Below are 20,500 nucleotides of genomic sequence, written 5' to 3'. Positions count from 1 at the left end.
AATTACTCAATAATTTCGTTCATCGCTTTTTTTTTTGGGGGGGTGTAATACAGGAACCTGTTTGTCGGCTTTTCCTCGTTCGCCGTTCCTTCGATTTTTACATCCAGACACCGACCACCGGAGTAATCATCCGGGTCTTCTTTTTCATGAGTGACCCAGACAAAACCGCGCCTGCCTTTGCCCTTTTGCGCCCAATCACGCACAAACTTCATAATTTCATCTTTGGACTTATGATCCAGACTGGCCGCAGGCTCATCGGCAAACAAGATGGTCGGCCGCTTTACCAATGCCTGCACAATCGATACTTTCTTTAGCTGCCCCCCGGATAAGTCGCCGGGATATTTCGTCCTTTTTTCTTCCACAGTAGCATTGACGGAACCATCATTCAGGAAAAGCTCTTCCAGAACCCTGTCAACCTCATCCAGCGCTTCCTTTTTGGAAGCCCCCTTCAATTCATAATGGTAAGCCAGGTTTTCTTCCACGGTCAAATAGGGAAGCATAGTGTTTCGTTGAAATGCAAACCCAAAACGATTTTGTCTCAACTCCTTTACTTCCCTCGGATTGAGCGGTTTATCGGCGCTCCATTCGTAAACCAGAGATTCCCCGTCATTGTCGGAAGGGAAAGTCCATTTAACACTGCCCTTGTGTATACCCTTTAATGTTGAGAGCAAATACATGAGCGTACTTTTACCAGACCCATTTTCACCTTGAATGGGCAGCATGAAATCCGTCTCATCAAAAACAATCGTTTCAGAAAAGCCTTCAAACAACGGTTTTCCCTTATCCCAAAGCGCGGATACATCCTTGAACTCCAGTACTATTTTACTGGGAGATCTATCAGAAGAGGATGCCTCTGCTCCAATTTGAGCGCTCGACCTCATGGCAAGAACTCCCTAGGCACCCAGATGGTTGTGGTGTTTCTGAATTCCTTAGCATAGCTAAAGCTGTTGTCATCACCTAATGGTACACTGCTAATCGTATCACTTACCCTGTAAGGAATTTTCTTACCTTTTTCTGTCAACTGACCTCCCGGACAGACGTCATTGGGGCGCTGTCCAAACTTCACCTCAGGTCTGTTATATCTGGTCTCAACCACATTCAGCATATCGTGTGAATCCGCAATCCAATCCATCAATTGCCCGAGTTCGCAGCCCCCAATCATTTCCTCATTGGTTCCACCACTCAGCTCATGCAGTTGATATCTGAGTAGCGGTGTCGGATTGTCGGATGGTATACCGAACGCTCGCTCTACAAATTTTGGCAAGTCTTCCCTTGTCGCTGAAAACGGAGTTTTGACGATATCTTCAATCCCTGCCAAATATCCATCCAGAATACGCTCCCTCATTTCATCTTCTGAAACACTGGTAGTCTTCGTTTTCCCAAGCACCCCTTGTAAAGCACTGAGGCGGCTTTTTTCCATCCAGACATCTTCAACCAATTGCGGGTGTTCTTGAATAAAGAAAGATGTAACCGCTTCATATGTGTCTTCTTCACATTTTTGGGGAGTATCACTGCACAAAGCGTCATCCAGCATTTCCCAGATAAACACAGGAACATCATTAAACTCGTCCCTATATTGCGCCATAACCTCACGAACATTCGCACCGTTTCTGATGTTCAACTCCAAGGCCTCCAGCATTTGAATATTGATTACACTATCAACATTGGCCGTAATTTTTTGCAGCATATCATCTGATGCCTGTGCCGAATTAGACAATTGGATGAAGAAGTTTTCTGGGTTCACGCTCCCCAAATCTTGTCCTTTGCGCAATTGGCCAAGATTTTTCCGAATCAATTCCATCGCTTGGGTGCGATAGCTATTCCAAGCACTTTCGTACAGATCAAATTTTCTCATTGTAGCCGTGGATTGTGCAGGTCGAATGAAGAAAAACAATGGCTTCTTATATTCGGCCATTGACCCCGCTAGGTCATCAACTGAAAAAGAAAAATTATGACGTTTTTTCTGCATCGACCGGTCATACCCAGCATCACCAATAACAAAGAAAAGCTTCAAGTTGTCACGACACTGCGCCATGTCAACCATAGATTCTGCGACACCCCCATACAAGTTTTCGGGATAGTCATCCCTTTTTGCACGATCACCAGATGTTACCTGAATATTGCTGACCGCAGCCTTAAATCCCTTATGATTCTCAGTAACCTCAGCAGCAGTAATTGCATCACATTTTTTCACAGGCGACATATAATATTCGCCCAATCCGTCTTCATCAGTAGGAGAAGTGTCGGTATACACGCGAAAACCAAATCGGATATTTGCCCCCGAAGCAATGTCCCCTTTCAATTGATCCGCAATTTTCTGCACAATACCCGGGCGCCCCGGCGCACCACGAATGGCTTTAATCCACGGATCCATACTGTTTGTGCCATCAATAATAAAGAACACGTCAATATTCTTGAACTGACCAAAGATATTACCGCGGAAGCCGCCCGGAGTTTTAGGGTCAACAAAACTCACCGTCATATTTCCCTGTTCATCCGGTCTGCTAAAACGGCTTTCATCCATCTGAGAAACAGGAGCTGCAACCTCATAAAACGGCCCCTGTTTATTCAGTACGATCAAACGGTTCGTACTTTTAAACCATGTATTTCCCCCCAAAACAGAAATGCAATCCTTTGGCTTTTTAGTCTCAGCACGCTCAATGGAGCGGTATCCGCACATCACGCTATCGTCTGGAGCCTTCCCATTTGCACTGTAGAACTCGGACGGGCGCACTGCCAAAGACGTATTCCAAGGGAATGTATGGTTTTTATCAACCCATCCAACCAGATTGTGAAAGCGGTTTGTTAGCGTAAAATCCTGACTCAAAAGGAGAGCATCATTTTTTTCTGCCATAACAAAATAGAGTTCAAAACGCCCCAATTTCGTACAGCCAATTTGCTCAGGGCAAATTTCTCTTTCTACATCTGAAGAACCATACGCAGTTACCGCATTGATTTCGGCCTCATCACTTCCTCTGCGGTAGGTAACCGTTTTGATATAGGCTTTTCGTTCCAGATAGCCGCCTTCCACTTTCAATGGGCGGAAAGAACACAGCAACGTATCCTTCTCCACCCATCCGATGTCACCGCCATTTGCATGTTTGATAAAAACCCTACTTCCCTGTTCATCCAGAATGGCAACATATTTGTTGAACGCTGCTGTAGACACACTTTCTTGCGCATCGGCTGAATCGTAGACTGGTAAATACGCCTCAATCGTAAATGCTTTTTGAGCCGTTGTATCGAAACTTCCGTCTCCCAACCGCATTGCACTAAAATCAACCTGAGTACAACTTCCATCCATCGCCCTAGCGGATGAGCTTGTGAAAAGACCAACCATAACACATAGGGTCAAGCACAAAACAAAACTGCAAATATCTAAGTTGGCCTTCTTCACAATCGTATTCCTTGTAATTTTTGAAGAAACATACCGCTTCGTAGTGCGCATTGGCATATTCATACTGTCCTGACTAAGCATCTGCCTCTCCTTTTATTGGGTTGGTTGAATGAAAGTTGAAATTTCGTCGCTCAAATCCGATTGCGCTTTACGCGTTTTCGGTTCCGAGCCATAGGGCGGTAAGCCCATACAGGAACCTTTCAAGGACTTAACGCTGTTCCACGCCGTACAATCCATGGCAACTGTCTTGAATGGTATACCTTCAGCCTTCCACGTCAGCAATGTCCCGAGGCTTCGTGGCTTGATTTCAGCCTGACTGTTTAAAGCGTTATGGAAATAGACCACGCTCTTAATTTGCGTATTTAATGCCTCTACATCATCATTGATATAATCGAGTGGGCGCAAGACACTTGCCCCGACAATATCCTGATGGTTAATGCTATTTACAACCGATTTGATTTCCACCTCATCGGCGGCAGTGTCATTCGGTAGCTTAACGGCTCTTGTCAAACTGCCATCTGGTTGCGCTTGATAGAGCAGGAAAAACTCACTTTCATTTTTTGCAGCCAGTGTCTTGGTCAGACTATTGGCGATCACCGATCTCAATTGATAAAAGTCATGAGATGGTGCGATCACAAACACATCAACTTTCTCTTTTGGGCGCGGAAGGAAGCTGAGCGTGAATCCCTCTCCACTCTCTCTCGGCGACGCACATTCGGAAATTGGTTTCGAGCCGTGATAACTGATAGCCCACTCTTCTTGTCCGATCACGGCATCATTTGGATTTGCAATTGCACCGTTCGATGTAAGACGAATAGAGCGAACACTCGTCCCAAAACTACGGCATGTCACTTCATCCGCAAAAACATCAATCCTTGCGTGGCGCAAGCGTTGATTCGGATAGGTATGGGCAGAAATTGTGAAAGGCCTTTGCGGCTTCAACACTTCCTCAGAAAACTTAAAGCTTCCTCCCGGTGCGACCTCTATTGGTCCCACTTGAGGCTCATAGATCGCGTTATCACCTGTGTAATTGTAGGTCAGCCTGATTTTGGTCGGTAAATCTGTGCCAGCCGGCCAATTCATAATATTGAGATCTGGCAAATCGGCTATATCTGGTGAGCGGCCAGGATAAGGCTTACAGGTCGTTCCTTTACAATACTCAATGGCTGACAGACGATAACTCGCATGAACCTGGTTTTCCAAGGAAACCATTGGACGCAAGTTTTTGAACAGATCGGCCTTATGGTTAGAATTTGGCTTATATCCCCCATGCGCCCACCCACTTCGCACTGTAATGGTTGGTGTGGCGGTCTCTGTTTTCAGCAGATAACAGACCGGTGAATTTGCGGTCCATTCCAGACATTTTGATGTGTCCGGCACGATGCCGACGACGATGTTCTCAAACTCAATTTTTTTGCAATTCGACAGAACTTCAATCTTGTCCGTCATATTGCTTAGTTGTACCAGTGTCAGGCCGTAATGGGATCGACAGGCTTTTTGTCTAAGCTCACGGATATTCGTCTTTAAACCAGTTTCTTCTCTATTGGTGAATTCCTCAAACGAAAGTCCATTTGTTGAAAACGTCCCTAAGTTCGGGTCCTTCGTTGGATGATCCGTATAAAAAGTATCGGCGCTAACCTGGGCAACAGCTTTTAACTCTTCTACACCAATTTCATCTTTTTCAGAAAGAGCCTTGCCGAGTTCAAAAACCAAAACACCTTTTGATAAATTTATGTTTTGAACAGTTTTTGGGCATTTTGATGTTATTCTTTTATTCCCCTCATGCAGGCGTGTTTCTTTGCAGCCTGCACCACTCCAAGTACTCCCCCCCGTCCAATCTGACACATCAAAGGGTGCTATGATTTCAATATCACGAAGCTGTTGTTCAGGCTCCCCGCTACCCTCGGCTTTTTCCCCTTTATTTCCCTCACCTCCTGTTGGTGCAGGCGTCTCTGTCTCCGGTTTTTTACCTTCGGACACCACTTCACCGTTTTTTTCATCTATTTTTGCGGTTTGCAGGTTTACCGGACTTTTAGCAGTGCCACTCCCACCGGACTGAGGTATTTGCTCTGTCGTTTTAGGCGTTTTGTCTTTAGGCTTCCACTCATACGTCCAATCCCACTTCTCACCTCTATCTTCTTGTACATATTCCGCTACTGCCGGAGAACTCAATGTAACAGGCTTGTCAAACCCTCTAAGAAATGGAAGATCTTCGCCAGTTCGCGTGAAATTTTCCAAATAATATTTAACCCAATTTCCGACTATCGGTTCGTCACCTTTCTTTGTGGCTTTCCAATAGTCACCAAAAGATACTTCACCGCCAATTGCCCAATCAGCGAGCGTCGTACCTTTACCTAGTTTTTTCCTTAGAAAAGCCTCTAGTTCTTCCCCATCCTTTTCCGTCTTCACTGTGAGTTTTAGAGGGAAATATCCAGAATGACGCCCATTGCCAAAGACATTCGCTTTACAGGGATGAAACATTCCATTGAAAGCATGAACATTTGTCTTGGTTTTATGGACACTTTTAAAGTTCAACATCACTTCATAATAGTCATCATTGCTGAAGTGAATATATGGCACCAGCTTTATCGCGATTTCGTTTTTATTTCTATATACAAGCCGACTTTCTGGAAAAGCTGAAAAGCCCAGTTCCTTGCGCTTGGCGCTCCCAATATGCTCAAATCCTTTTGACTTCCCTTCAAGGGTAGAAAAACACAACTTCTCGCCATATTGTATGTAGTACGTCGCAACCCGGCCCATATTTAAATAGCTGGCCATCTGGCCTTCTTCTCTAAGCCAGCGCGCATATCTGGCTTTGACTTTTTCAATGGTTCGATCAGGTATCGTCACCTTTGAGCGAGGATCCTCACCTTTTGCCTCTTCTGACAACACGGTGGTTGCCCCAACAGCCGTTGTAACAACAAGTACAACCTGCAAAAATTGACGCCACATATTCTTCACGAGTACTTCCCCTCAGTTTGCCAACCTCTTTATAAAAATAGTCAGCAGAATTACTTCACTTCAACACTACTTAGCCTCGAATCTCAATTCAAGCACCTTGTTTCCCATTCAACCACATTACTTCACGACATAGAAAGGCCGGAAACCAACGCCAAAGACGCTTCGGTCCTCCCTATCACAAATCAGGTAACTCGGCGTATCACCGGCACGGTAATCATCGCTCTCACCAAAGATATAGAAAGTGGTCCCCTTGTTACCACACGGGACCTTTGAAACTTCCCGCACGCCCCGGTTAAAGCTCTTATAAACCGTCTGGTTATTCAACTGGGTCGAATAAACCAAGGCAGCCAGCCACATGTCCATATCCGGCAAAGTTACGATATAGCGTGTATTCACTGTCGGTTTTCTTGAAATCAACGCCAGATAGGCATCAGCCAACTTCTTGCTGACCTTGCGCACAGGTCGTTGCCCAGCTCTCGCCCAGTTCGTACGATCAATATCTTTACGCACTTCATCGGACAAACGATCCTGATATTCAGAGAACTCCCTACCCGTTACTTCAATATGCGGAACACAAAGCCCCTTGCTCAATCGCACTTCGTCTTTACCTAAAGCCGCCCCTATATTTCTAATGACAGGGTTGGCATGGTCTTTGACATTATAGGTCGCCGGCGGCACATACATCATGGCGACACCTTCACCGAACACACCCGGCAGACAGTATCGACCAGAAGGAATTTCCTCAAAGGAGATGATAACATCAGCCTGAGATACATAATCCCCCTCAATCAATTGATAAGAAATTTTATCCTGTGATCCGATGCGGAAACCTGGGGAAGCCACATATTCAATGTCATTGCCAACAAGCTGGGCTGTCCCGAACTGAGGTTCACCCACGATTTTGACGCTTGTCGGCACACGTGTCGGCACGTCGTCATTATCCAAAACAGAAACCCGCTTCATCTCGCCGGGAATGGTATATTTCACCAGATCATCATTGGCCTGCATGGGCTCACGTGGCGGAACGATGTCAAGATGCACATTCGCTGTCGAGGTTTGATTGTAACCGCTCAGCTCATAAACGACGGTTTCAATACGACCGAACGAAATACCGTCTGGTGCCTGCACATCCAACTCACGTCCATTGATGACATTCACCATCCATTCACTTGGCGCAGATACAACTTTCAGCATAAAGTCACCGGAAGACGGATAAATGTCATTCTCCAGCACCCTTACAATCTTCCTCTGCCCAGGCTCGATCTTCTCCTGATCATCTTCAGCCTGCACCCTCTCACGTGGCGAACGCACCCTGACCATTGCGGTTTCAGTTTTCCCGTCAAGGTCTTCGACCTCATACTCTACGACTTCATCAGCGCCGTAGCGGCCATCCACAGGCATTGTAAAGGAAAGCTGATTATCCTCTGTAACGATGGCGTCGGCAAAGGTTGGCATCGCCTGTAAGGTTAAGGCTTTTACACCTGTCGTTACGGTATCATTTTCCAACACATCAAGGTCAACAGTTTCCCCAGGAATCAGATCAATCTCATCATCCTGAAGTTCAAGAATTTTGGGCGCAATAATCTTAACGGTAACATCCGCGCTATCACGTGAACCGCTCTCTTCGACAGAAACCTCATAAGAAAAGCTTTCTGTAGCGCCAACTTCCGCAAAGCCAGCAGCCCTGTATGTCAAGATGCCATTACCGTGACGAGAGATGCCATACTGAGGATTGCCAAAAAACTCCACGCGAGGCGTTCCTGCCCGTTCAAGGATGTCATTTTCCAACAAATCAAAACTGACTTCCTGTCCCGGTTCCACCAGAATTTCATCATCCACGGCATCAAACGCCGGCAGATCAGGAGGGAAAAGAGAAACCTCTGCACTGCGTTTGCGGCCATCGACCTCGACCTCATAGGAAAGCACTATTTCCTCTGAATTCAGATAATTTCGCGGAGCAGTGAAAAGAAGCTTATTGTCTCGATCAAACTTTGCGTCACCCTGTTCTGGAAGAGTCAACACCTTCAACTTCGCTTTTTCCACTGACGGCACGATGTCATTTTCAAGGACATTGATGACATATTCATCCTGCTCAAGGGACAATTCTGCCGTGTCGTCCTTGGCTTCGAATAAAGGGAGAGGCTTTAAAGTCAAATTGACGGTAGCGGTGCTGCTTTCGCCATTCTCAGAAATCCGATAGACAAACTTGTCTCCAGTGGCATGATCTTCTTCCAACATGGAAATCGACACCTTGTTATCCGCATCAAGTTCGATTGTCACATGCTCTGTTTCTTGGATAATCTCAACAAGAACATCCGGTGTCTGATATCTATCGTTCTGTAAGATATCAACCCGTTTCCGCTCCCCGCCATTCAGCGTAAATTGATCATCATTTGCCTCTAAAGATGCCGGTGTCGGCCAAAAGACAAAGGCCAAAAGAACACCAATTACCGCGGCGATTAATAACCAAATGTAAGGCCACGGATTGGGTAAAAATTTAACGATCACTGTGCCCTTCACGATATCAGTGCCGCGCACCCGCGTGTAAATGAACTCCAGTTCCTCATTCTGGTCTTTACCAGCCTTGTATGAGAATACACCTTTGTCCGACAAGTTTACATTCGCATCCGGCTTGTCCTGTTTTTCCAGATGGTACTTAATTTTCCCAATGTCCGGTCCATCAGTTTCGTTCAGCTGTTCCAGGTCAACTGATTTCGTTGTCCCTTTGAACACTTTAACCGAAATATCTTTTGCCGTTATGGGTTTCTCAGGTATCGGTCCGTCATCACCGATGTCTTCCTCATTGCTGGCGATCTGCCAGACAAGGGGTCTCATATCAAAAGGACTGCCGACATCTGCATAGCAAATATCCAACTGAACCTCGGTTCCCGGTTCTATAGCGACAGCATAGGCGAAAGGAATGAGAAACTTGATGGAATTGCCGACTTTGTCAATTTGATCGAGTGGATACCAAACCGGTGTTTCCGACCAGTCGCCAATATTGTAATCTGCGTAATCCGGGTCATCTCCTGGCAATCGCAGGGCGACCTTGATGTTATTTCCCTTTGACTGAACATTGGGAACAATGACCTTCAAAAAGTCATCTGAATGTTGAACAATACTAACCATTTTCTTGATCCCACGAGAGCTTGCCAATTATTTTTCCCAATTCAGCGTTCGCTTCCACATCGAAGCCGCCGCCTTCGCCTTGATTCAGGTTTTCTACAACACTGAAATAAAAAGCCGTCAACCAATCGGAAACATATTCATTTTCATAAAGGTACCTGGAAGAGGCCAAGGTAGGAATGCCATCACAAACATCCGCTTTGGTGAAAATTTTACACCCCTTGCGAACCTTACTTTCTGGCCATTTCGCGACTTCCATACTGTCCAGTCCCAACTTGGATATGAAGTTTGAAAGCCTTTCAGTCACGACTTTGGAGCGTATCACGAGGGTCTCTTTTTTCGAACCGGACCCTACAATAATTTCATAGAAGTCCTGAACCAGTTGGCTGCGAACGTCCACACGTCGCGCCGCTTCCAGAATATGCTGGATAGCAAAATCGGCTGTTTCTTTTTCCAACCCGTACCAGTCCAAAAACGCCGGTGTCTCAGTCAGGCTCAACAATTGATCATTCCAAGCCGACATTACATATTCGACCTGCTGCTTGGCCTTACCCGACGTGTCTTGCGCAGGTTTCAAATAAAAATCGCCCGCTTTCAGCATCTGATAGGCATTTTCTTCGGAAACCATCAGATCCAGGAAGAAAGCTGCATGCTTCCCGCTTTCCATTTCGTCTTGCAAGCAGGAAGAGAGCTTTTCAAATTTCTCCGCACACTTCTTGAGTTCTTCCTGAACATTTTCTGTGTTACGATGATACATTTTCAACAAAGCGCGTGATTTTTCCATCACGCCTTTGAAAAGACTCTCAAGTTGGCGTTCTTTCAGGTCCGGCTTCACCAGGCGAGAAATACGTTCAACGCAATACTCTACCCCGCCATCCGGCGACCAGACATTATCCCAAACTTTCTGAGGCTCACGTACGTGTTTTTGCACGAGAGGGAGATTGAGGAAACCCTCTTCCTGTTTCTCAAACCACTCTTTTCCTTCATCCAAGACAAAATCACCCTGTATATCTGTCTTGGAATCATATGTGAAAAGGCCGTCCAGGCGACCCTCTCGGGTATTACGGAAACACAAAGTGTTGTTGAAAGGTTGTTCCGCCCATTTCGTAAACCAACCTTCCGCATTAAAAGGATCGTATAACGAAGACTTAAACCGAGCCTCCCAGCGCTCGCTAGGCAACTGCCTTTTTTTCTTCATCAAAGACATGTCAAACTTTGTCAAGTTCATCCAGAGCGTCGCCAAATCTGCATTCTCCGAACGAACCTCCGGCGTTGTACCGACCATCTCGGCAGACCATTTTTCGATGACATAGAGCAAAGGTTCGGTTTCATTGATCGTCTCCGGCAGGCAAACCACCATCGATGTCAAATCACGTTGTTCGAGATAGACATTAAACAGATAGTCAACTTTCCCGCGCAACAAAACATTTGCGGCATATTCTCCTTTGGTCAATTCGAGCGCCTCAGGAATATCGGACGGCCTTTTGGTCTTGCGGCTTCTGCATCCAGGAAAATCCAAAAGATCGGTATAAGCGAATAAATCCCAGGGTTTCTGTTTGCTTGAAAGATCGACAACCAGTTCCAGGCACAATGCAGTAAGTAACGCCCTTGGAATCCCAATTTGTCTGTCTTTTGTTAAACAGACCTCCACAAAAGATTGCTCGTCGTCAGGTTTCACCAACTCAGCCAGAGTTGAAACCTTTAAGATGCCATTTGACCTAGGAATCAGTGTTTTTTCTATGGGGCAATAGACATCAGAGCTGAATTCCAGGCGTTCGAGGCCTTCACGCAATTTTTTATATAAATCACTATAATGATCCATATTCCCCCAGAGAGGCGACAATGCGTAACACCTTTTTTCAACATCTAAATAGGGGATGGCTTCAATCAGTTTAACCCAATAGGTTTCGTCAAACTTTTTGATATGCAAGCCCGAATATTTCTTGAGGTATTCTCGGATACCCAAAATATCGTCAGCATCCATACCCGAGTTTTTTGAAGATTTAGAAACTGTTTGAAGCCAGGCTGTTTTGTTTTCAACCTCCAAATCCGCTTCTTCCTCTGCCACGTGGTTGACATCATTCAGATACGAATTAATCAGCGTTTTAATAACATCAGCCTCGTTCATGAGCTTAACATGAACAGGAAAACCAGGGTCTGGAACAGCTGGTTGCGGCGAGAAGGTAAACCGGGTAACGACACCCGTTGACTCTTCACCTCCCGGAGGGTTGATTTCATCAATAAAATCATAATTTTTTCCACCCAGAGGGATTTCTAAACAACCTCCCTTGTCCGCAGCTAAGGTACTGACAACGTAGGACTTTCCGGCCTGTGACACACCATATAAGACGAGGTTACCTAAACTGCTAGAGGCCTGTTCCAAAACTTGACTTTGCGCGCGCAGCGCCCGCAAATTCCATTGCGGACTGGCACCAACCACACCAGCATTTTCCCCATGATCCCTTAACCAGGCTTCACCTTCACGCAGCACTTCTGAAATTTGTATATTATTAGGCATTGGTGAATTGCTCCATTTCTTCTGCTGTGCAATTATCCAATTGCGAATTTCGCGTAAACTCAAATGCGCCTGTCACTTGCCAATTCCGCTGCTCCTGCTCTTCGGTAATGGTTCGTGGAATGAGGATAAAATCATCCAGATTGGCATTAACATTTTCGTTCACCGCCTTAATCCCGCTCAGCTCCAGTTTCAGATCAATGACCTTGTCATCACCATCGACAAGCTGTGAAATCGCATCCAGAGAAAACGTCGCTTTCATCACATTACTTGAATACTCTTCAGCTACTTTTTCATTTTTGAATTCAAGACGATAGAACGGCTTTGAAGGCCATCGCCTCAATCGAATTTGCTGGAAACCGATATCGCAGGGAACAGACAATTCAACCGTCTCTTCAAGCGGAGCATCCGAAATGCCCGCAGGATCAATATCGTCAAAAATAATCTGGTCATCGACCAGGGATGGTCTACGATCAAGAACCCCAATATGACGAATGCCATCGCCTATGCTGAACTTCTCGATTTCCAAAGACATATGATCGGTATTACCGATCGCATTATGCAAAATGGCGGCACCAATCACGACCGTGGTTTTCGGATCATCCAGCAGGTTATGTTTATCGCGATAAGGATACCAGTCCCCAACCCGGTAGCCTTTCATGAACTCAATCCGATGGAGAGGCACAGGGTATAAACTGGCAATCATATTCTGAACTGCCGGAAGACGCGATGCCCCACCGGTCACAAGCAACACATCACAGTCAAACCGATGGATAGCTTCACACAGATTGGAAACACTATCCAGCAGGGCATCCTTCACTGCCTGTTCTACCGACTTCATATCAATCGGAATGGAAAGATTGAGGATATCAAACTCATCATCAATCTCTGAGGAGAGCACCCCGTTTAAAAAATCTCTAGCTTTCTCTGAGGGCTCTTTTCTGCCCTCCATAACATCACTTATTTTCACCCATTCAATCACACCACCGTCGTAATCTGATCGATTTTCATGCTTTTCCAAAACATGGAACGCAATTTCCTGTGCCACTTGGGTTGCAAAGGCTTTTCTGGCAGCACTGGCCAAGGCTGTATCGCTGATCCTGTCATGGGAAAGCAGGGCCTGGACATCAACAAACGCATTTTTACAATTGTGCAGTTCCAATGCGCGAACCATGCCCGGAAGAACGGTATTCTCAATCACCTTCCTGACGACCTCACTCCCGCCACGCCGGACACCCTCACGAAAATCAAATGTGCAATCCAACGTCGACGATGTGCCAATCCGACGGTAGGTGGCAATCGCCAGATCAGTTGTGCCGCCACCAATATCCAGACAGGCAATCCGAACAGTTTGTTTCTCGCCTTTCTCTTTCGACACTTTACGTTTTGTGCCCAAAACCTTTAGAAAATCCTCAGAACGGCCTTCGAACTTATTGACGATTTCCGCATATAAGTATGTTGCCTGGGTACAGGTCGGTTCGTCCCACATGACCGAAATTTTCGGTCGCGGCGGCGAGAAGACATCTACTTTCTGTCCATCCGACTTCGACCATTCCAACAAGTCCCAAAGAACATTGATGGCACTCTGAACACGTTTCTTAAAAAAGGTCAGCTCATATTCAGGAATGGTGGAAGGGACTGTCAGAATGATATTCTTCAGATAGCGTTGATAATTTATATTGTCGTTATTCTCGCGATAGGAATGTGAATTGATTTGGGTCACAGCCTGAGCGATAATTTCCCCTAAAAAATACACCATCATTGAACTGCGGCTAAAGCGTCCAACGACATACGGGAGTTTAGGGTTGTCCGGTGCGTTCACCCAATCGCCATTGACATTCAATTTCTGAGGGAAACTTGCTGTCACAATTTTCTTCTGGAATGAAGGGTCGGATGAACTAAAAAACCATTCATTCGGGCTGCGACGGATATCCCACAAATAGCGTTTCGGATCAGAGAAGCCTGATTCACCGAAAGAATTCTGTTTTTCATAGGAAAGACGCTGCGCTTCATTGCCGACGCGGCAAGCAGATGGCCACACAAAGGCTTCCAGCTTTCCCGCCCGACCTGTAATTCTGCTCAGTCGCGTATTTCCAAATTCAGCATTGGAAAACTCCAAGCGACTTTCAAAAGCTTCTGAATAAACCTGGTGCGGCTTACTCATATCACGTATTTCCAACTTACGCCCTTGCAGCCTCTTTTCCCGGTCCAACAAAAAACCACAAGTTCGGCTGTGGCCGATATCCAAAATCAGATCAACATTGACGTGCGGCGCTTTCGTTTTCTTGGAAACGGTTTGATAGAAGTGCAGCTTCGGTAAAAGAGTTCTTTTTTCCTTCTCTCCGAGTTTTTGAGGAGGAGAAGAAAGATATTTCAAGAGGTATAAAAAGTCACGCCGGCCCCGGCGTATCCTCATGTCATCATCTTGCAATAGAACGGAGGGAGCTTTCTCATCCCCGCTCAGGCTTTTTTTGTAGCATTCGTCCACCCACTGAGAAACCCAATCTTCCGCAGCAAACTCCAATAGGCTTCCTTCATCAGCCATTTGGAATTTGATATTGCTATCCTGTGAGCTGGTCGCAATATCCTTGCTGCGAGGCATACTATATTTGCGGTTCTCATCTGCATTTTCGCGGATGTCTATCTTCGTATCCACTGCGACAACCAGATGGAAGGTTTTGTCATCAATTGCCTGAAGCTGGCCGCGAACCCAGTTTGTCGGCCCATAGAAGGTCGATCTTCCACTAGGCTTCAGCTTAAAGAAGGGCAGAGGAAACCACATTCCCTCAAAACGCTTCGCAACTTCTTTGAAAGACGGCTTACCATCTTTGGGCTTCTGATAAATTTTTTGGCTGACAAGGTCAATCAGTACCTTTTTCTTTTCACCATATTCATCTTCTTCATCCGTTTCGGTCTCGGTCAGCTCACACGCTTTATACGCACCTTCGTCAACATAGACGTGGTAAAACACACCCGGGTCTTTTTTGATTGTACCAGGACCAATCAGAATATCGAGGTACTGAATGGAGGTTGACGGAATAAGCCCTACTGCTTTTGCGTTAAAAAACCTATTTTCCTGCATTGGGTAAACACCTTTCAAATAGCAACGGCTAAGAACCATTCCAAAGTAGAGTCAGCAACTTAAATACTACCAAAATTAGATAAACTCATATTGCATTAAGAAATTTAATAAATCAACATACCGAGGGCTTTAGAAACTTAATTTCGTAGTTGTGATATTTTGTCATACAAAATTCTTCCGATCGCACGCTGAAAATGCTCCAAAGACACATTTGCTATCGCCTCTTTATATAATTTCTCCACGTGTTCCGTTCCCTCGCCAATTCCAACTCCCATCACATTGATATTCATTGGCTCTGAGCTAATACGTTCCAATGTATCCGTAAGTCCTTGCTCATCTGGTGGACTGCCGTCACTGACAACGATCAGATATTTTACAGGCACACCGCTCGCATGTAATTCTTGTGCAGCCTGCTCAACACAACGGGCATCGTCATTTCCGCCCCCCGCCATTTTATACATACCCAGAGTTGCTTTCCGGGACTTGGCCGTAATTTCATTGCTCCAATCCACCACCGGCATGACGTTCCGCTGAAACGCACTGATCTTATAGGAGATTTTCATACGCCCCAGCACCTCAGCCAAAAGAAGTACGCCTTTGGAGGCAGCTTCAGCCGGGTCCCCGGACATGGAACCGGACATATCCACAAGAATATAAAATGCAATTTCATTCTGGACATTCAAGTCCTCGAAATCCTGACAAATTTCCGCAGCTTGCTCCCAGGCCGCAGAAATTTTGTCTCTGTTTTCTTTGTTGAATCCGGGCAATTCAGGCGGGCGCTCAACATTATGCTTCTTAACAAAACCACGGAGCGTTTCAGTATTGAGGGCCTCATTCGCATGACAGCATCCCCACCCCACCAACGCCATTTTCTGTATCTGTGCTGACCAAAAAACATACTGTTCCACGGGGGCTGGCACATTCAAAGCCAGCTCTAGAAGGTCTATCGCAAAGCCTTCATCCTCAATTTCTAACGATGTCTCTGCATCAAGGCTTTTCATAATGCCATTGAGATGCTCGGTAAGTAGATATTGGACTGTATCCTTTTGAGCATCATCCAATGCAGACAGAGGAACCCAATCCTGCGACTCCTCAAAGCTCCATTTCATCACCGACCCGCAATCCACCGGTTCAGTCAACAGAACCTTATTGTCTGGAAACCAATTATCCAAATGTTTTTGGGCACCATTCCAGTAATTAATCACAGGGGTCTCAATCAGAGTAATCACCTGTAAATCACGTGTATCTATCGTGAATTTTTTCAAAACAACCTCAAGCTTCACAAACCTATCAATAAAAACTCAGTTATCTCTAAAGACACGCTGCACTTGCGTCTTGCGCGCCCTTGGGCGTTCTCTTGCGTAAGGCCTGCATGCTGCCGTAGTAGTCGGTCTTGCCGACAAAGCAGGAAGGAATGTCAATCAGATAGTGTGTATCGAAATCACCGCTGATATCCCCGCCGCCATCATCATTTTCAATGATATTCACCAGCTTGGCATTATTCACCGAGCCAAGATCTGAGGAACATTCCAATGTGGCAATCACTTTGCGGGTGAAGAAAGCCTTTAACTCTTCAAATTGATCCGGCCCTTCCAACTTACGGATGGAACAGGTCCGGGTCATCGCTTTGATTTCCTGGGATTTCACTTCAACCATACGCAGGGATAGTTTGAAGAACTCATCATTCTGGCGGCGGAATTCACCGACCAGAATATTGTCAACGCCGAGGCGAGACAGCAGACGCTGATTCTGCAGGCTTGGCTGCGCGAAATTCACAATCATATCATAGACAGTCTGAACATTCTGCATGCCCGAATAGGCCAGCGTAATCTTCCGGCTCTTCAAGATATTTTTGCTGCGATAAAGAGCTTGTTCCAGCCGATCACGAATTTCAGCTGTCTGATTGGCCGCAACATCCGGTTGAGCAACGATAAGAACAGGTGTGACCTGCTTTTTTGGATGCAAATCAGAGACTGACTGGACCAAGTCATTCGCATGGCTTTCGATCACGCTAAACCCGATCAGGGTCAGCGCCAGTATTATTTTTCTCATAGCCCTACCGTCAAATTCATTTCCCTTTACGATCAAAACTCTGCACTAAGAAACCCTTTAATACAACGCAATATTTGGAGTACTCTGTAAAACTGAACCACTACCGACTGATGTCGGTAGGTTCTACGATGTCTTAAGACGGCTGTAATTTCTCTGAATGTCCGTCCAGATACTCCGTGATGATATCGTCAGTAATATTTCCACTTGTTGCGCAGAAATATCCTCTTGCCCAAAACCTCTGCCCCCAATAGCGTTTTCGAAGTTCCGGGAATTCCTGCTGGACTTTGCGGGAGGAGCGACCTTTTACTCGTTGAACAAAATAACTCACAGCAATATGCGGTGGTATTTCGACAAACATATGAACATGATCTGTTACAAGGACACCTTTCACAATATGAACGCCCATATCCTCACAGACTTTACGTCATTTATGCTTCAACACCAAAACCTCGTGGCAAATAAACATGCTCTTTTCAACAGATTTGATAAAAAAGATAAACGAGAACAAGTTATTGAACATTTGAAAATATTTTTAGGATTAGTTGACCAACAATATTATTTGATAAGGCAAGAACTGTCAGAAAAAAGGGCCGCTTTAAAAAGATTGGAAAACCTCGTTCCTAAAAAAGCTGTAGAGAAAAAACAAAAAGAAGAAACGCTTAGACTTCTTCTCTCTGAATATGCCGCATTAACAGGGACACAATTAATAGAAGAAAATGAAAGTGCCTTAGTACGAAATCCGAAAAAGTGGTTAGACCATTTCAAAGAAACCGTCTTGCAAGTAGATACGGCTTCTGACGAGTTCTCACTCCAATTAAACAAGCTAGACAAAATCCGTATAAAGTCACTCGTTAAACTACGTGCGATGGAAGTAGAACGAAAAAACATCCAATCTTCAATCGACTATGCCAAAAGGTACTCTGAGAACATTGGGGAGTTATCTTACCCTCAAACAGCAGAAGAAGTTCTTATTGAATGCCCATTTGGCCATAGTGACACATCACCTCTAGCTCCTGAGATAAATAAACTAGCTAGATAGTGCTGTGAAGTGGCTTAATACAGAATTGAGACGCAGCCCTTATACGAAAATATCATTCCAGAGTAATGAAAACAAGGTTGATAGTCAGATCAGGAATAAAAAAGCCGAATTGACAGCTATCAATAGTGAAATTTGGGCTCTAGAAAATCAAATCACCGAAATGAGTAAACGCCAATCCATTCAAGGCATGGCACTAAAGATCAAATTAAAAATCGAGAACTACCTAGAAGATTTACTTGAGAAGCCTTTAAAGGACATCGAAGATGAAATTTCCGCTAAAAAGAAGGTAGTCAAAGACCTAAAAGATAAGATTAAAGAATACCGTCTTGAAACCCAAATGGAAAATTTTGAGACTTTCATTAATGAGTCTATGAATGAAATGTCTATTAACCTTGATTTTGAAGCTTCATATAAACCATTAAACTTAAAGCTCCTCCTAAAGAACTTCGACCTTTGGAACACACGAGCTGATGGTAAAAAAATTTTTGGGGCTGACCCAGATAACGCCATTTAGCTGTTATAATGGGTACTATGAGGAAAAGTCGTTTAAGCTTAGCAAAACAAGATCGTCTAGCTGAACATTTTGTCACAGGGACGACAGCCAGATGTGCGGCTGCTTTAATTGGTGTGAACAGCAAAACAGCTATTTATTATTTCCAGCGACTGCGAGAAATCATTAGTCGCCAATTAGAACTTGATACCAATGAGATTTTCAGCGGAGAAATCGAAGTTGATGAATCTTATTTTGGCGGAAGACGCAAAGGCCAACGTGGTCGAGGTGCGGCGGGAAAAATCCCGGTATTTGGCCTATTAAAGCGAAAAGGGAAGGTCTACACGAAGATCATTCCCGATGCTTTTTCATCTACTTTAATGCCAATCATTCAGGATAAAGTCGTCCCTGATAGCATCGTCTATTCTGACTGCTGGCGAGGATATAACGTGCTGGGTGTTTACGGTTTTAAGCACTATCGAATTAACCATTCAAAACTCTTTGCAGACAAAAAGAATCACATCAATGGCATCGAAAATTTCTGTAACCAAGCGAAACGACATATGCGAAAATTCAATGGTGTTCCCAAAGAACATTTTGGGCCATTTTTAAAGGAATGTGAGTGGTGTTTTAACAATCCTGACTACCAGGAGCAATTACGTCATATTAAACAATGGGTTAGACTATATTTAACTTAGTTATCTGGATCAACATCAAGTTTTTTTTAAGATCAATGGGAAGTAGTGCCAACTGGCTTTATTGCCATCTGATGCTGTTCATCAGCCTACAAACGTTATTCTGCAAGCTAGGAACTCGATGTAAAATTCCTCCAATCCTTTTTTTAGATCAACCTTCGCAAGTATATTTCCCAAACACTTCACGAGACAACAAGTCAGAATTCTCTGCTGAAGAACTCGTTCCAGTTGAACGAGATGGTCATGCGGATGATGATATTAAATCTGTGGAACGTTTTTTCAGTGAAATTGCAATCCAATGTGAAGCAATAGAACTAGACACAGGTCAAATGCCGCAAATCATTGTTTCGGATCACGTTGACGGTCTCAATCTTGAAGGTGAATATAATTTTGAAAGCTTTGTTAGGGCACGTTGGAGAACTAGAGGCTTTATTGAATTAGCTCCAGAGGCTTAAGTTTGAAATTTTCCGACTTTTACCCTTGCTTTTGATAAAAGCAGACATAGAAAAACGAAAGCGGGGAAAGGCTTTAACCTTTCCCCGCTTCAGATAGTCTGTCGCTAACACAAAATCCAGTTTAAAAGCCTTCTGGATTACCCGTTCGAACACCTGTAATCGTTAGATAGAGCTTTCCACCTTCATCAACTTCCTTGTATTCATTTCCCGATGGATAGACTTTGACGCATTTTCTGCCCCATTTGGCCCAATTAACGCATAATTGGTTTTCGCCTTTGGTTTGCCATGTACCATCACTTGAGCCTCCACGGCTGTTTTTCGCAATCATAGTTCCATTTTCACGGAAATATGTTGTTGCACGAATGCCTCCTTGCGCCAAAACAACGTTCGTTGTATTGCCGACAATGAGCTTTAAAATTTCGTTGGTAGGTAATGGTTTCAAACCAGCTTCTTGGAACGATTGCTCAGCTGTTTTACAGCCCATTAAAGCAAATGCAGAAATCACAGCAACAAAAGCAAATTTCTTCACACTAAATCCCCTATTCTAAATCACGTTGAGTTCAACGCGGCAATAGAGGTACGCTTGCTTAGTCACCCATCATAAAATGAATGCTATCGCCCCTACTCCCGCTTAAGGCGTGATCGTAATGTCTGCTTTTATCAAAAGCCGACATAGGGCCAGTGACTA

At 44.8% G+C, this 20,500-nt stretch carries 14 protein-coding genes; 4 read left to right on the top strand and 10 right to left on the bottom strand.

Annotated features, from left to right (window positions below; genetic code table 11):
- Positions 1 to 2 precede the first annotated feature (2 nt).
- The 9 genes from E4K71_RS05025 to tnpA form a co-directional block, all read right to left on the bottom strand.
- The gene (locus E4K71_RS05025; protein ID WP_240796907.1) at positions 3 to 677 is read right to left on the bottom strand and encodes an ATP-binding cassette domain-containing protein; all 675 of its coding nucleotides are present in this window, start codon (positions 675 to 677) and stop codon (positions 3 to 5) included.
- 200 nt (positions 678 to 877) lie between these two features.
- Positions 878 to 3,478 carry a hypothetical protein gene (locus E4K71_RS05020; protein ID WP_135077371.1) on the bottom strand — a complete coding sequence of 867 codons (2,601 nt, stop codon included), beginning with the start codon at positions 3,476 to 3,478 and terminating at the stop codon, positions 878 to 880.
- A gap of 12 nt (positions 3,479 to 3,490) precedes the next feature.
- Positions 3,491 to 6,358, bottom strand: a complete 2,868-nt coding sequence (locus E4K71_RS05015) for a hypothetical protein (RefSeq protein ID WP_135077369.1) — start codon at positions 6,356 to 6,358, stop codon at positions 3,491 to 3,493.
- 117 nt (positions 6,359 to 6,475) lie between these two features.
- Entirely contained in the window at positions 6,476 to 9,487 is a 3,012-nt protein-coding gene (locus E4K71_RS05010) for a hypothetical protein (protein WP_135077367.1), read from the bottom strand.
- A complete protein-coding gene (locus E4K71_RS05005) occupies positions 9,480 to 12,002 on the bottom strand; it encodes a virulence factor SrfC family protein (RefSeq protein ID WP_135077365.1) in 2,523 nt (840 codons plus the stop codon). Before E4K71_RS05005 ends, E4K71_RS05010 begins: the two co-directional genes overlap by 8 nt.
- Positions 11,995 to 15,081 (bottom strand): virulence factor SrfB, encoded by a 3,087-nt coding sequence (locus tag E4K71_RS05000; RefSeq protein ID WP_167730295.1) that lies wholly within the window; start codon positions 15,079 to 15,081, stop codon positions 11,995 to 11,997. The genes E4K71_RS05005 and E4K71_RS05000 overlap by 8 nt, the downstream gene beginning before the upstream one ends.
- A gap of 137 nt (positions 15,082 to 15,218) precedes the next feature.
- A complete protein-coding gene (locus E4K71_RS04995; protein ID WP_135077360.1) occupies positions 15,219 to 16,364 on the bottom strand; it encodes a VWA domain-containing protein in 1,146 nt (381 codons plus the stop codon).
- Positions 16,365 to 16,392: 28 nt separating this feature from the next.
- Entirely contained in the window at positions 16,393 to 17,133 is a 741-nt protein-coding gene (locus E4K71_RS04990) for a hypothetical protein (RefSeq protein ID WP_135077358.1), read from the bottom strand.
- Positions 17,134 to 17,266: 133 nt separating this feature from the next.
- Positions 17,267 to 17,539, bottom strand: coding sequence for an IS200/IS605 family transposase (tnpA, locus tag E4K71_RS04985; protein ID WP_206201958.1), 273 nt, complete (start codon positions 17,537 to 17,539; stop codon positions 17,267 to 17,269).
- Between tnpA and E4K71_RS04980 the strand changes: the two genes are divergently transcribed.
- Genes E4K71_RS04980 through E4K71_RS04965 form a run of 4 tightly spaced genes read left to right on the top strand, consistent with a single transcriptional unit; the run spans position 17,528 to position 19,812 of the window.
- Entirely contained in the window at positions 17,528 to 18,172 is a 645-nt protein-coding gene (locus tag E4K71_RS04980) for a hypothetical protein (RefSeq protein WP_135077356.1), read from the top strand. The genes tnpA and E4K71_RS04980 overlap by 12 nt on opposite strands.
- Positions 18,173 to 18,176: 4 nt before the next feature.
- Entirely contained in the window at positions 18,177 to 18,686 is a 510-nt protein-coding gene (locus tag E4K71_RS04975; RefSeq protein ID WP_135077354.1) for a DUF3732 domain-containing protein, read from the top strand.
- Between the two features lie 8 nt (positions 18,687 to 18,694).
- Positions 18,695 to 19,360, top strand: a complete 666-nt coding sequence (locus E4K71_RS04970; protein ID WP_135077351.1) for an IS1595 family transposase — start codon at positions 18,695 to 18,697, stop codon at positions 19,358 to 19,360.
- A gap of 35 nt (positions 19,361 to 19,395) precedes the next feature.
- Positions 19,396 to 19,812, top strand: coding sequence for a DUF3732 domain-containing protein (locus E4K71_RS04965; RefSeq protein WP_135077349.1), 417 nt, complete (start codon positions 19,396 to 19,398; stop codon positions 19,810 to 19,812).
- 121 nt (positions 19,813 to 19,933) lie between these two features.
- Here the strand turns inward: E4K71_RS04965 and E4K71_RS04960 are convergent, their stop codons facing one another.
- Positions 19,934 to 20,341, bottom strand: a complete 408-nt coding sequence (locus E4K71_RS04960) for a hypothetical protein (protein WP_135077347.1) — start codon at positions 20,339 to 20,341, stop codon at positions 19,934 to 19,936.
- Between the last annotated feature and the right edge of the window lie 159 nt (positions 20,342 to 20,500).

This window comes from Terasakiella sp. SH-1 (genome assembly GCF_004564135.1).
Lineage (GTDB): Bacteria > Pseudomonadota > Alphaproteobacteria > Rhodospirillales > Terasakiellaceae > Terasakiella.
Note: the sequence above shows the minus strand (reverse complement) of the source record. Positions and strands in the feature narration are given on the sequence as shown.